This is a genomic window from Corynebacterium atrinae (assembly GCF_030408455.1).
Lineage (GTDB): Bacteria > Actinomycetota > Actinomycetes > Mycobacteriales > Mycobacteriaceae > Corynebacterium > Corynebacterium atrinae.
Genome location: NZ_CP046977.1, coordinates 689174 through 702468 on the forward strand (window position 1 = coordinate 689174; position 13295 = coordinate 702468).

At 62.3% G+C, this 13295-nt stretch carries 12 protein-coding genes; 4 read left to right on the forward strand and 8 right to left on the reverse strand.

The features are described from left to right. The first annotated feature begins 10 nt into the window (after positions 1 to 10). A complete protein-coding gene (locus tag CATRI_RS03485; RefSeq protein ID WP_290219771.1) occupies positions 11 to 811 on the forward strand; it encodes a DNA-formamidopyrimidine glycosylase family protein in 801 nt (266 codons plus the stop codon). On the opposite strand, the gene CATRI_RS03490 is transcribed toward CATRI_RS03485, so the two are convergent. Beyond that, complete coding sequence (locus tag CATRI_RS03490; protein WP_290219773.1) at positions 774 to 1427, reverse strand: DedA family protein; 654 nt, start codon at positions 1425 to 1427, stop codon at positions 774 to 776. The genes CATRI_RS03485 and CATRI_RS03490 overlap by 38 nt on opposite strands. Positions 1428 to 1464: 37 nt before the next feature. Then, a complete protein-coding gene (locus tag CATRI_RS03495) occupies positions 1465 to 1989 on the reverse strand; it encodes a DUF1707 SHOCT-like domain-containing protein (RefSeq protein WP_290219775.1) in 525 nt (174 codons plus the stop codon). 35 nt (positions 1990 to 2024) lie between these two features. On the opposite strand from CATRI_RS03495, the gene CATRI_RS03500 reads away from it, so the two are divergent. Continuing rightward, positions 2025 to 2438, forward strand: a complete 414-nt coding sequence (locus CATRI_RS03500) for a YccF domain-containing protein (protein WP_290219776.1) — start codon at positions 2025 to 2027, stop codon at positions 2436 to 2438. Here CATRI_RS03500 and CATRI_RS03505 read toward each other — a convergent pair. Together CATRI_RS03505 and pgi are read right to left on the reverse strand one after the other, a co-directional pair. Next, a complete protein-coding gene (locus CATRI_RS03505) occupies positions 2435 to 3919 on the reverse strand; it encodes a glutamate-cysteine ligase family protein (RefSeq protein WP_290219778.1) in 1485 nt (494 codons plus the stop codon). The two genes, CATRI_RS03500 and CATRI_RS03505, sit on opposite strands and share 4 nt — an antisense overlap. A gap of 162 nt (positions 3920 to 4081) precedes the next feature. Beyond that, entirely contained in the window at positions 4082 to 5719 is a 1638-nt protein-coding gene (pgi, locus tag CATRI_RS03510) for a glucose-6-phosphate isomerase (RefSeq protein ID WP_290219780.1), read from the reverse strand. A 103-nt stretch (positions 5720 to 5822) separates the two neighbouring features. Between pgi and CATRI_RS03515 the strand changes: the two genes are divergently transcribed. Then, positions 5823 to 6125: an antibiotic biosynthesis monooxygenase family protein gene (locus CATRI_RS03515; protein WP_290219782.1), complete on the forward strand. Its 303-nt coding sequence runs from the start codon at positions 5823 to 5825 to the stop codon at positions 6123 to 6125. 24 nt (positions 6126 to 6149) lie between these two features. On the opposite strand, the gene CATRI_RS03520 is transcribed toward CATRI_RS03515, so the two are convergent. Continuing rightward, positions 6150 to 6458 (reverse strand): chorismate mutase, encoded by a 309-nt coding sequence (locus tag CATRI_RS03520; protein ID WP_290219784.1) that lies wholly within the window; start codon positions 6456 to 6458, stop codon positions 6150 to 6152. A 57-nt stretch (positions 6459 to 6515) separates the two neighbouring features. Here CATRI_RS03520 and pcrA point away from each other — a divergent pair, with 57 nt between their 5' ends. Continuing rightward, positions 6516 to 8879, forward strand: a complete 2364-nt coding sequence (gene pcrA, locus CATRI_RS03525) for a DNA helicase PcrA (protein ID WP_290219786.1) — start codon at positions 6516 to 6518, stop codon at positions 8877 to 8879. Here the strand turns inward: pcrA and CATRI_RS03530 are convergent. From CATRI_RS03530 to CATRI_RS03540, 3 genes are all read right to left on the reverse strand, one after another. Further along, positions 8876 to 9661, reverse strand: a complete 786-nt coding sequence (locus tag CATRI_RS03530) for a M23 family metallopeptidase (protein WP_290219788.1) — start codon at positions 9659 to 9661, stop codon at positions 8876 to 8878. The two genes, pcrA and CATRI_RS03530, sit on opposite strands and share 4 nt — an antisense overlap. A gap of 266 nt (positions 9662 to 9927) precedes the next feature. Then, positions 9928 to 12597: an ABC transporter permease gene (locus CATRI_RS03535; protein ID WP_290219790.1), complete on the reverse strand. Its 2670-nt coding sequence runs from the start codon at positions 12595 to 12597 to the stop codon at positions 9928 to 9930. Beyond that, positions 12594 to 13292, reverse strand: a complete 699-nt coding sequence (locus CATRI_RS03540) for an ABC transporter ATP-binding protein (RefSeq protein ID WP_221710151.1) — start codon at positions 13290 to 13292, stop codon at positions 12594 to 12596. The genes CATRI_RS03535 and CATRI_RS03540 overlap by 4 nt, the downstream gene beginning before the upstream one ends. Positions 13293 to 13295 lie beyond the last annotated feature (3 nt).

The window sequence follows — 13295 nt, forward strand, 5'->3', positions numbered from 1 at the left end:
ATTAAGGCCCGTGCCCGAAGGTGATTCCGTCCTCCAATTGTCCCAGCGCCTGCAATTCATGGCCGGCCGGGAGGTGGTGGCGTGTTCGCTGCGCGTGCCTTCGGTGGCGCTCGTAGATTTCAGCGGGGAAACGGTCGACCGGGTGTGGCCCTACGGCAAGCACCTGTTCATGCAGTTCGGCGAGCGGATCTTGCACACGCACCTGAAAATGGAGGGGACTTGGGCAATTCACCTCTCGGGAGACCGCTGGCGTAAACCGGGGCACACGGCGCGGGTTGTGCTCCAGCTAGCCGGTACCCCGCACCCCCGTCCGATCGAGATCGTGGGTCACTCACTGGGCCTAGTCGAGGTGTTTCGCACCGTCGACTATCACGAACGGATGGGCTACCTCGGGCCGGACATCCTGGCGGACGACTGGGACCGCGAGGAGGCGTGCCGCAGGGTGAGGGGGCGGGCGTCGAGAAGCATTGGGACAGCTTTGCTGGACCAGCACAACTTGGCCGGAGTGGGCAACGAGTATCGCGCCGAGGCGTGTTTCCTGTGCGGGATTCATCCCGCCACCCCGGTCAGCCAGGTGGACGTGGGGAAGGTGCTCGACGTGACGCGGCGGATCATGTGGGCCAACCGCACCTCACCCGTGCGGGTGACCACCGGGATCAAACGCGCAGGTGAGACCTCCTACGTGTTTGGCCGCAACGGCAAGCCCTGCCGTCGCTGCGGCACGCCGATCGAAAAGGCGATGCTGGGCAATGGCCGCGAAGAGCTGGAACGGGTTATTTGGTGGTGTCCTCGCTGCCAACCGGCGGAGTAGCCCGCTTGTGCACGCGATCCCGGCGGATGAGATAGATGAGAGCCCCGGCCAGAGCGAGGGCCACGAGGGCGTAGATGACCGTGGCGTACTTGCCGATGTAGACCTCCACGAGCTGATAACGCTCACCGAGCAGCACGCCGAGCCAGATGAGAAAGGCATTCCAGATCGCCGACCCGGTGGCTGTGAGCGCGCCGAAAGTGAGCAGACTCATGCGGTCGATACCCGCCGGAATGGAGATGAGCGAGCGGATACCGGGAATGAGTCGCCCGAAGAAGATGGACACCTTGCCGTAGCGATCGAAAAACGCCAGCGACCTATCCACGTCCGACGGGTCCACCAGCCACAGGCGACCGGCGATCCGGCGCAGGCGATCCGCACCGACCGCCGCCCCCAACCAATAAAGTAGATACGCGCCAAGCACGGAGCCCAGCGTGGCGAAGAGGAATGCTGCGTAGACGTTGAGTGTTCCCTGTGTCGACGTGAAGCCAGCGAGCGGCAACACCACCTCGGAGGGGATCGGCGGGAAGACGCTTTCCAACAGGATGGCGATACCCACGCCCGGGGCGCCGAGCGACTCCATGAGGGAGACCACCCAATCGACGATCGAATTCAGCATGTCGGAAGACTACCCCGAGTGGGTCGCTGGGGAGCTGCTATTCCAATTCGCGCAACCGGTCGGTTGCCTGCTCGAGCCGCAGCTTTCGCTCCTTTTCCTCGATCTTCTTCAAGTCCTCGTAGGCTTTCTCATCCGCATCCGAGAATCCGCTGAGCAGGCGGGGGATAACCATGACGCCGGCCATCACGGGCCACACCACCCAGGCCATGGAGACGTTGAAGACAAACATGAGGATGAAAAACGACGCCAGGGTCACGGAGAAAATCGCCCCATCGAGCATCTCGACGCGCTTGCCCTTCTCCTTGATGGTGGCTAGCTCCTGCAGCTCGCTGTCCGGTATGGCAGGAACCGCCGTGGTGCGCGTCGGTGTCAACGCCTCTTCGATCCCGCCCGGCAAGTCCGCGAATAAGGGCAGCAAATCAGCATTGATGCGGGCAGTGCTCGCGACCGCCGTGCGCTCATCGAACTCCTGGTACTCCAAGCGACCCTCGGCGTAATGCGACGCGAGCGCTTGCAGCGCGTTGATGCGATCGTTGTCTGACAGCCGCAGGTTCTCGTCCATGCCATTTATCGTAGTGAAGGCGCTAAATTGGGGCTATGAACCTCCTCCTCAACATCGCCTGGTTTATCTTCGGCGGATTCTTCCTCGCGGCCGGCTACTTCCTCTTCGGCATCCTCGCTTGCTTGCTCGTGGTCACCATCCCCGCCGGGGTCGCCTCCTTCCGCATGGCCAACTACGCCCTCGCCCCGTTCGGTCGCACCGTGGTGCAGAAAAAGGGCGGCGGCAGCGGCCTCTCCGCCATCACCAACGTCATCTGGTTCCTCATCGCGGGCCTGTGGCTGGCCATCGGGCACATCACCACCGCCGCCGCGCAGGCCATCACCATCATCGGCATCCCGCTGGCCATCGCCAACGTCAAGATGATCCCCGTGACCTGCTTCCCCTTCGGCAAGGAGATCGTCCCCTCGGACCGCATCCCCTTTGGCTACGAACCGATGGTCAAGCTTTAAGCTCCGATGGTCCACGTATGCACGGGCTCATCCGTCGCCTGATGCTGCAGGTAGAGCCGCAACATGCTCGCCAGCGCCTCGCGCCGGGCCGGTGAATCCGGGACCGTGCCGCCGGGATGAATGGCGTCGAGCGTACGCAACTGCCACATCGCGCCATTCTGGCGCGTCCGAGCCCGCTCCCTGATGATGCCCAAGTAGTGGTCGATGACATGCTTATCGACGTCGAGGGCCTCCAGCCCGAGCCTCGCCTGCGGTAGCAAGTGCTCACTCACCAGCGTCGCGACGTCGATCTTCCCCAGCGTCGGCCACGTCATCCGGGCAAACATGCCCGCCCGCGCCCCCACCTGGAAGTTGGCTTCCGCATCCGCGAATGTCAGCCGCGACCATACGGGACGAGTTTCCATCGCGAGGTACTTGGCCATTCCATAGTAGAAAGCGGAATCGGCGATGATGTCGGACACCGTGGGGCCCGCCGGAAGAAGTCGGTTTTCCACCCGCAGGTGGGGCCTCTCCTTGCCGGGGGCATAAATTGGTCGATTCCAGCGCCATACAGTTCCGTTGTGGAGGTTGAGGTAGTGCAGCGTCGGGCTGCCCTGGGAGGCGGGGGCGTCGGTTGCCTCTTTGTGCTCGGCGATGAGCGGGGAGAAATACCGCACGTTCTCCTCAAAGAGGTCGAACACGCTGGTAATCCACCGCTCGCCGAACCACACCCTGGGGCGCACCCCCTGGTTCACCAACTCCGGGGTCCGCGTATCAATGGATTGGGTGAACACCGGGATGCGGGACTCGTGCCACACCTTCCTACCGAGGAACAATGGGGAATTGGCAGCCAAGGCCACTTGGATGCCCGCGATAGCCTGCGAGGCATTCCACGCCGCCGGGAAACGCTCGGGGGCTACCTGGAGGTGCAGTTGCATCGACGTGCACGTAGCTTCCGGCGCGATATTGATGAAGTCGTGCCGGCAATATTCCCGATCGGAGGCATCGATGTGGATGAGTTCGCCGCGGGTCTCCATGATGGTGTTGCTCAAGGCCCGATAGCGGTTTTCCGGAGTCATCCACTCCGGGCCCTCAAGCAGCTCCCTGGTCACGGTCGGAAGCGTGCCAATCATCGCCACCTGGGCGTCTGCCGCCTTCGCCGCCTCGCGGACTTGATCGAGCCTCGAGGCGATGCCGTCATGCATCTTCTGCAGGCCGTCACCCTCGACTGACAGCGGCGGATGGTTCATCTCGACGTTGAAGGCGCCGATCTCCGACTGGTACTCCTCATCCAGGCCCTCCAGGACCTGGCGATTAACCAGCGCCGGTTGCATATTCTCATCGACGAGATTTAGCTCCAGCTCCAGCCCGATAGTGCCCTTGTTCTCGAACTCCGCCGACTGAAGGTGGGCATCGAAAATTTCCAAGTCAGCTCCGAGGCGTTGGCGGTACCTAGTCCGCTGGCTCGGGGTGTAGTTCTCGGAAGAAATGGCTTCGCCCATGACGTTGAGATAACCATACTTTTCGCTGCTGGCATATAGTTTCGCACCAAAATTTCTGAGTGTTTCCCACGCTTGGCCAACCGCTGGAGCGAGGAAGAAAAAACGTACGCCCCGAACCGGCTGGGCTCGGGGCGGACGTTGTCGTGCGGTAAGTGGATCTACCTACCGCTTCGACCGGTACCAACGGATCAATGAGTCGGTGGAGGAGTCGCCGGAGTTAACCTCTTCCTCACCGGACACGGCGGCAGCCAGCTGGTTGGCCTGCGCCTTACCCAGCTCCACGCCCCACTGGTCGAAGGAATTGATGCCCCAGATTGCACCCTGGACGAAGGTGATGTGCTCGTAAAGGGCGATGAGCGCACCCAACACCGCCGGGGTCAGCTCCTCCGCGAGAATCGTGGTGGAAGGGCGGTTACCTGGCATGACCTTGTGCTCAACCAACTCAGCTGGAACGCCTTCCGCGGCGATTTCCTCGGAGTTCTTGCCAAACGCCAGGACCTTGGACTGAGCGAAGAGGTTGCCCATGAGCAGGTCGTGCATGGAGCCTTCGCCCGAGGCAGTGGGCAGGTCATCCTTGGGGCGGGCAAAGCCGATGAAATCGGCGGGGATGACGCGGGTGCCCTGGTGCATGAGCTGGTAGAAGGCGTGCTGGCCGTTGGTGCCCGGCTCGCCCCAGTAGATCTCACCCGTGGAGTAGGACACGCGCGCGCCGTCGCGACGCACGGACTTGCCGTTGGACTCCATGGTCAGCTGCTGCAGGTAAGCGGGGAAGCGGGCCAAATCCTGGGAGTAGGGGAGCACCGCGTGGGTGTCGCAGCCATGGAAGTTCGAGTACCACACACCCAGCAGGGCCATGAGGACCGGAACGTTCTTCTCAAAAGGAGTCGAGCGGAAGTGCTCATCCATCGCGCGGAAACCCTCAAGGAAACGGACGAAGTCATGTGGGCCGATGACCGCCATGAGCGACAGGCCGATGGCTGAATCGACGGAGTAGCGGCCGCCCACCCAATCCCAGAAACCGAACATGTTTGCCGTGTCGATGCCGAACTCCGCGACCTTCTCAGCGTTGGTGGACACAGCGACGAAGTGCTTGGCCACTGCCGACTCATCGCCATCAAACTTCTCCAGCAACCAACGCTTAGCGGCGTGGGCATTGGCCAACGTCTCCTGGGTGGTGAAGGTCTTCGACGCGACGATGAACAGCGTCGAATTTGCATCGAGACTATCCAACACAGCCGTCATGTCAGCCGGGTCGACGTTGGACACGAACTCGGCGGTGATACCCGCCGTGGCGTAGGGCCGCAGCGCGAGGGTAGCCATGGCGGGCCCGAGGTCAGAGCCACCAATGCCGATGTTGACGATCTTCTTGATCGTGTGGCCAGTATGACCCTGCCACTTGCCGGAACGCAGGGCGGAGACGAAGTCGCGCATACGACCCAGGACCTCGTGGACATCGGCCGCAACGTCCTGGCCGTCGACCTCCAGGTCCTGTTCCACCGGCAGACGCAGCGCCGTGTGGAGCACTGCGCGATCCTCAGTGTTGTTGAGGTGAGCGCCAGTGAACATCTGCTCAATCGTGTCCGTCAGCTCGGCTTCCTTGGCCAAGGCGATGAGCGCCTCCACCGTCTCCTCATCGATGAGGTTTTTGGAAAGATCCACGTGCAGACCCGCAGCGTCGAAGGTGAGGTTGTGTGCGCGTTCCGGATCAGCGGCGAACAACTCCCGCAGCGTGGTGGCCTGAGTCCGCTCGTACACGGCCTCCAGGTTCTTCCATTCGGCGGAGAGGGTGATGTCAGCCATGGTGTGGGCTCCTAAATCGATGGACAATATGCGTACCTACCCCGAATCTAGTGAAGAACCGACCATCCCGCCGCCAGAGGTAAATAAAAGGCATGATGATCACATGAGCATCGTTAAGATCAACGCCATCACTGTCCCCGAGAACGCCGGACCGGAGCTGGAAGCCCGCTTCGCCGCCCGAAAGCACGCCGTCGATTCCTCCCCTGGTTTCGAGGGGTTCCAGCTCCTGCGCCCCGTCGCCGGCGAGGACCGCTACTTCGTGGTCACCCGCTGGGCCGACGAAGAATCCTATGCTGCCTGGCGCGACGGTGACGCCCGCGCAGCCCACAGCGGCGAGGCCCGCAAGCCCGTTGCCAGTGGTGCGGAACTTCTCGAGTTTGAGGTCGTCTTCGATTCGACGGACTAGCAAGACGCTTATCGACGTCCGCGTTTACCCCAATCGTCCCCGCCCCATCTTCAGCAGTGCGGAGGCAATCTCCGGGCCCTCCGGGCCCAGTTCCTCGCGGAACTGATTGATGATGGCTAGTTCGCGGGTGTGCACCAGCCGGGTGCCCCCGGAGCCCATCCGCGTCTTGCCGATCGCCTTGGATACTTGGGTGCGGCGCTTGACCGCGTCGAGGATCACCCGGTCGAGTCGGTCGATTTCCTGGCGGTACTGCTGAATTTCCGCATCTGACAGTGGGTCTTCGGTGCCGGAGGGCATCCGGATTTCAAACTGGTTCTCAGCAGCATCGTTCATGCCCCACATTGTGCCACGGGGGTTGTGTCGGGTCCTACGAGTAGGTTGTTAGACATCATGGAATCGCCGTTTACTCCCAGCCCTGCTCCCAGCCCTCAGCCTTCTTCCCAGGATCTCACCCTCGGTCTCAATGAGCAGCAGCGCGCTGCCGTTGAGCACGCGGGCTCCCCGCTTCTCATCGTCGCCGGTGCTGGTTCTGGGAAGACCGCCGTCCTTACTCGGCGAATCGCCTATTTGATGAGCCAGCGAGGGGTGTCTCCCTTCGATATCTTGGCTATTACCTTCACCAACAAGGCTGCGGCGGAGATGAAGGAGCGCGTCGCCGCCCTCGTGGGCCCAGTCGCGGAGCGGATGTGGGTGTCCACGTTCCACTCGGTGTGCGTGCGTATTTTGCGGCAGCAAGCGCAGCTGGTGCCGGGGTTGAACACCAACTTCACCATCTATGATTCGGATGATTCGCGCCGGCTGCTCAGCATGATCGCTAAGGATCATTCGCTGGACCTCAAGCGGTTTACGGCGCGAGTTCTGGCGAGCGCTATTTCCAATTTGAAGAATGAGCTGATTGGGCCGGAGGAAGCCATCGCGGATGCGGAGGCGACTCGCAATCCTTTCGAGATCACCGTCGCGCAGGTGTACAAGGATTATCAGCGGCGGCTGCGGTCGGCCAATGCCGTGGACTTCGATGACCTGATCGGTGAGGTCGTGCGGATCTTCACCGAGCATCCGGCGGTGACGGATTACTACCGGCGTCGCTTCCGCCACGTCCTCATCGATGAGTACCAGGACACCAACCACGCGCAGTACATGCTCATCGCCCGTTTGGTCGGGGATGGGCCGGATGCCCCGGAATTGTGTGTCGTGGGTGATTCGGATCAGTCGATCTACGCTTTCCGTGGGGCCACGATCCGCAATATCGAGGAGTTCGAGCGAGACTATCCGCAGGCACGCACGATTCTGTTGGAGCAGAACTACCGCTCGACTCAGACGATTCTCAATGCCGCGAACTCGGTCATTTCCCGCAATGATGGCCGCCGGGAGAAGAAGCTGTGGACGGCGCTGGGGACCGGCCAGGAGATCATCGGCTACGTGGCGGACAACGAACACGACGAGGCGCGGTTTGTTGCTGGGGAGATTGACGCGATCGTCGATAAGGGAAAGACCTATGCCGATGTGGCGGTGATGTACCGCACGAACAATGCTTCCCGCGCACTGGAGGACATTTTTATCCGCTCCGGCATTCCATACAAGGTGGTCGGCGGCACGCGCTTTTATGAGCGCCGTGAGATCCGTGATCTGGTCGCCTACCTGCGGGTCCTGGACAATCCGGATGACACGGTGAGCCTGCGGCGCATCATCAATACCCCCCGCCGTGGCATCGGCGACCGGGCGCAGGCCTTCATCGCGTTGCACGCGGAGAACAACAATCAGTCCTTCGGACAGGCGCTTATCGACGCCGCGGGGGACAAGGTGGACTTCCTCGGCGCGCGCGGACGCAATGCGGTAGCAAAGTTCAACGAGATGATGGACGCCGTGCGCGCAGAGATGCCGTCGATGACCAACGAGGTGACGGGGATGCCGGACCTCGGCGAGTTGATCAGCCGAGTTCTCGACATCACGGGCTATCGCGGTGAACTGGAAGCGAGCAACGACCCGCAAGATGGGGCTCGTTTGGATAACCTCAACGAGCTCGTGTCCGTGGCTCGGGAGTTTTCCTCAGAGGCGGCGAACCAAGTTGCCTACGCCGAAATGGATGGGGATGAATTCGAGCTGGAGGAAGGTGAGGCGCAGCCGGGCTCACTCCAAGCCTTCCTGGAAAAGGTCTCGTTGGTCGCCGATGCCGACCAGATCCCCGACAATGAGCAGGGCGTGGTCACGCTCATGACCCTGCACACTGCCAAGGGCCTGGAGTTCCCCGTCGTGTTCCTCACTGGCTGGGAGGACGGCCAATTCCCGCACCTGCGTGCCCTGGGAGATCCCAAGGAGCTGGCAGAAGAACGGCGCCTGGCCTACGTGGGCATTACCCGCGCCCGGGAGCAGCTCTACCTCACCCGAGCCATGCTGCGATCTTCCTGGGGCAACTCGGTGACCAACCCACCGAGTCGCTTCCTGGCAGAGATTCCGCTGGAGCTCATTGATTGGCGCCGGGAGGAACCGGAGCATTCCTTCTCCGATGCGTGGGGGATGAGCTCCGGCTATCAGCGGCCGAGCGTGCCGAAAAAGAAACCGAGCCTGCCCAAGGCCTCGCGCAATAACAACCTGCAACTGGCAGTGGGGGATCGCGTTAACCACGATAAATATGGCCTGGGAACGGTCATCGCCGCCGACGGCTCGGGTGCCCGTGCCACGGTGACCATCGATTTCGGGTCATCCGGCAAGGTGCGCCTCATGCTCATCGGCGGCGTGCCCATGGAAAAGCTCTAACGAACGGTAATCCCGTTCCGCGCGAACCAAGCGGTGGGGTCGGTCGGGCTTGCGCCGTCGGGGCGGATCTCGAAGTGGAGGTGGGGGCCGGTGGACTGGCCCTCGTTGCCCATGCCGGCGATGCGCTGACCGGCAGTGACTCGCTCGCCGACGTTGACGTCCAGGGTGGACATGTGGCCGTAGACGGAAATGGAGCCATCGTCGTGGCGGATGCGGATCCAGTTGCCGAAGCCCTGCGCGGGTCCGGAATCGATGACCGTTCCGTCCATGACGGCGAGAACGGGTGTGCCGACCGAGTTGCCGATGTCAATGCCCTCGTGGGTCGCGCCCCAGCGGGAGCCGTATCCCGACGTGTAGGTGCCGCTGGTGGGGAACACGACGGTGCGTCCGTCGGCGGTTTGACCGCGGACGGGTCGCATGGTGGTGGTGACCCCGAGGAGGTCACTGAGATCCTTCGGCAGGATGTCAGGACCGGAGCTGCCGAGGAGGAGCATGAGGGGGTCGATGATGACATTAGCGTCCGAGCTGCCCGCATCTCCGGCATCTGCCTTGGGGTCGACCGCGGCGGCGACCTTGCCCTCGTTGGCGGCCTCTGCGAGTCGAATGATCGCCTTGAGGGCGGTGCTAGCGTCATCGGCGTCGAAGCCGCTCACTCCGTTCTGATTGACCGTAAAAGAAGCCTCCTGGGCGGAGGCGGAAGGGGCAACCAGGGTGGAAGTGATTCCGATGGTGGCGATGGCGGTGGCAGCAAGAAAAGCCTTGCCTCCGAAGCGTGTGAACATGCGTCAACCTTCTCGTGATTGGGAACGAGTTAAAGCTACCTGTAATCCTCCGCAGGATCAACGGATAAATGTGCAGGTAGAGAGGTTTTCGCTCTTCAACGTCCAGGAAAATGGCAGGTCAGGGCTATGTTTTCTATGTTACTAATGTGACTAAAATTAACTTGTGTTGCATCGAGTTGGGGGTGAAAATATGGACTAGTCGGCCCGCAAAGGCGTGAGAAAACCCCACCCGACAAAACCTAGGTGGGGTTCGCGGAGGAAGAACCTTAGGTCTCCCGATACTCCAATTCTCTACGGCGGCGATGGAACAAGGAGCCCACCCCAGCGGCTAGGAGCGGGGCAACCACCACCAACGCGATGACGGGGTACCAGCTGATCTGGAAGAAGCGCAGATCTCCATTGCCGATCACCTGGCCGGTGGAGGAATCGATGAAGTCGGTTTGCAATGTCAGCCAGGTAAACAACAGCCCGGTGGCGGTGCCCGTGAGGGTGCCGGCGAGGGTCAAGCCGCCCGCAAACAGGGCTGTGGCCCGGGAGGGGAGTGACGGTGAGGCTCCGAGGGCGTCGATAAGCGCGAAGTGGCGACGCGATGTTTGCATCGACAGGGCCAGGACCAGGGCGACCACCACAACCACCCCGAGCGCCAGAATCGCGGCCACCAGTGGCGCAGTGTACTTCCAGCTGACGCCATAGGAGGGAGTGAAGTTCACGTTAAGACCGATAGTCGATTCTTGGAGCGATTTCGTGATCTCGGAGCGCTGCTCGTAGGTCAACTTGTTCAAGGGCAGCAGAGTGGTGCCCAGGTACTCGTAAGGGAGCTTAATCTCCTCGGCGGTTGCGGGCGGAACGATCGAGCCGCCTGCACCGGCGGGCAGGATCGCCTTCGCCGGGAGTTGGATGGGCTCGGAGGTGTCTCCCGTCTGGATCTCAAACAGCGCCGTTCCATCAGCCTCGATGAGGGGTGCCTGGGCTGTGGGGATGAGAATCACGCCCCGTTCCAGTGCGGCTGTAGCCTCCTGGCGCTCTGCGTCGCTAAGGGTGAACATCTCCAGCAAGTCAGATCCCCCGATGAAGGTGTTCATAAATCCCAAGCTGAATGGGCCAGATACCCAGGAAGTGTCGTACAGCTCCGAGCATGTTTCTATCGCCAGTTCCTCAGGCGAATTGCAGTCCGGGAACTTGATGGCGAGGGTCGCGTTGGGCAGCCCGGTGGAATAGGACATGCGTGTGCCGTACAGGTCTACCTCCTTGGCCGGACCAGTAATCACCTTGACGCTGTCGAGGGTGCTTTGCAGCTCCTCCTTCTTCACTTCCTGGGACAAGTAGCGAGACGACGCGATAGTTGCAGTGTCATACTGGTACACCGCTGCGGTCTCCGTGAGCTGCCGATTGTTCGATGTCTCCGCGCTCGTCCACACGTTGACAGCCACGAACGACACGGACATGATCGCGGCGAGTGCCGGAGCCGTCTTCATCATCTGCCGTCCGGCATCACGGGCGGCAAGACGCATGATGAGCGGCGCGGATCGGCCGAGCCGGGCAATAATCCACCCCAAGGCCGGCGCCGAAGCGGCCAATGCGGCGACGACAACCAGCTTGCCGAAAGAATCATAAAACATGTACCAAACCGGGATGGCTTTCCGCATCACTGCCAAAACCGCGAAGGTCAGCACAAGAACGACAGGGCCGACCGCCATCCACGGTCGCCAGCGCATCATGCGGTCCGGTGTTGCCCCGGCGATGCCGGCGCTTATCGACGCCCGCGATGCCAGCACCGCCGGCAAGAATGCCGCCACGACCGAGCCAATCACCGCCGCCGCCCAGGCGGCACCGACAATCTGCCACGGGATATCCATCGGCCATCCGGGATAGCGATACATCCACCAACCGGTGGCTGTGGCGAGGCCGATAACCCCGCCGAGGGTCGCACCAACCAAGCCTGCGCCAAGGCCATAGGCGAGCACTGCCCAGCGGATCTGACGCGGAGTCGCCCCCTGGGAACTCATCAGGGCGAATACCTTCGTCCGGCGAGAGACTGCGATGGTGAACACAGGCGAGATTAGAAGAAGGATGAGCATCCCGATCAATACGATGCTCGGAATGATGAAGGAGAGGAAGAAACTCCACGACTGGTCGGGATAGATGGGATCCAATCCGCGCATCGCCGGATCGATGTCCTCCTCCGCAGGCGGATTGGCCTTGACATCCATGGAGTTGACCACGAAGCCCGCGGAGTTGAGGGTCTGCACATCCTCCCAAGTGAACTTCCGGTCGCCGGATATCACCCACGAAATACCCGAGCCGAAGCCTTCAGACTCCGTGGAGACCGATTCCGGGGAGAGCAAGGTGGGTTGGATGGTCAGCGGCCAAGCGCCCGGCATCGTGCCAGAAATGCGCAGCGGACCAGAGGCTGCCTCGTGATCGGGGGCAGTGAAGGTGATGGAGTCCCCTACGGAGACTTGTAGTTGGTCCGCGATACTCGGCGAAATCATGATCTCGCCGGAGCCAGGCAGGGTGCCGGTGCGCGGCTGCAGGTTATGCGGTAGTGACTCAGCCGGAAGCTGCTGAATTGAGGAATAGACGGTCCGATTATTGTCGGCCCGAAGTTCACCTGGGAGGAGGACGCTCAGCTCGGTGTGAAAGCCGGAAGGCAGGGCCCGCTCCAGTTCCTCGCGCTCGTTCCCAGTGCTGGAGGTGCCGGTGCACTCGGAGTTCGATCCGGAAACCGTCTGGACGCACGACGCGCCCCCGCCCTTCCACGCCGTGGTGTGAACCTCCGCGGTGCGCAGGGCATTGTTTGTCGAGGTCTCGGACGTACCCATGGAGACGATGAGAAACACCGGCAGGGCGACGAGCAACATCGCCGCGAACAAACGCCAGGGGTGTTTCACCATGTCGCGCCGGGTCGGCCGAGTGGCGGCTAGGAGCGTGCTCATCGCTGATCATCCTCATCAAAGATCCGACCGTCGCGCACCATGACGACTCGGTCAGCCCAGCCGGCGAGGCGCGGCTCGTGGGTCACCAGAAGGCCAGCGGCTCCGGAGTCGACGCGCTCGCGCAGGATGCGCAGGACGGCGTCGCCAGTGGTGGTGTCGAGGGCGCCGGTGGGCTCATCGGCAAGGAGCACGCGCCGCTCACCGATGAGTGCCCGGGCGATAGCCGCGCGCTGGGCCTGCCCGCCAGAGATCTCATCGGGGAAGCGCGCCGCCAGGCCCTCGAGTCCGACCTCGGCCAAAGCGATCTCCGCAGCGTCCCGGCACTGGGTGGGGGAGACCCCGTCGAGTTCGAGGGGAAGCGTCACGTTCTCGCCGATGGTGAGGGTCGGAACGAGGTTGTAATGCTGGAAGACCAATCCGATGCGGCTTCGCCGCAGCTGTGCGGACCGGGATGGGGAGAGATCGGCGGCATCGGCGCCGTCGATAAGCACTCGACCGGAGGTCGGCGTTTGGAGGAGCCCCGCAACATTGAGCAGGGTCGACTTGCCGGAGCCGGACGGGCCCATGACAGCCACGAGCTCGCCAGGGGAGACCGCCAGCGACACATCATCGAGGGCGACGACCTGACGGGGACCCTGCCCGTACACGCAGGAGACGTTCTGGAGCTCGATGGGGTAAGGGGACGTGGGTGACATGGG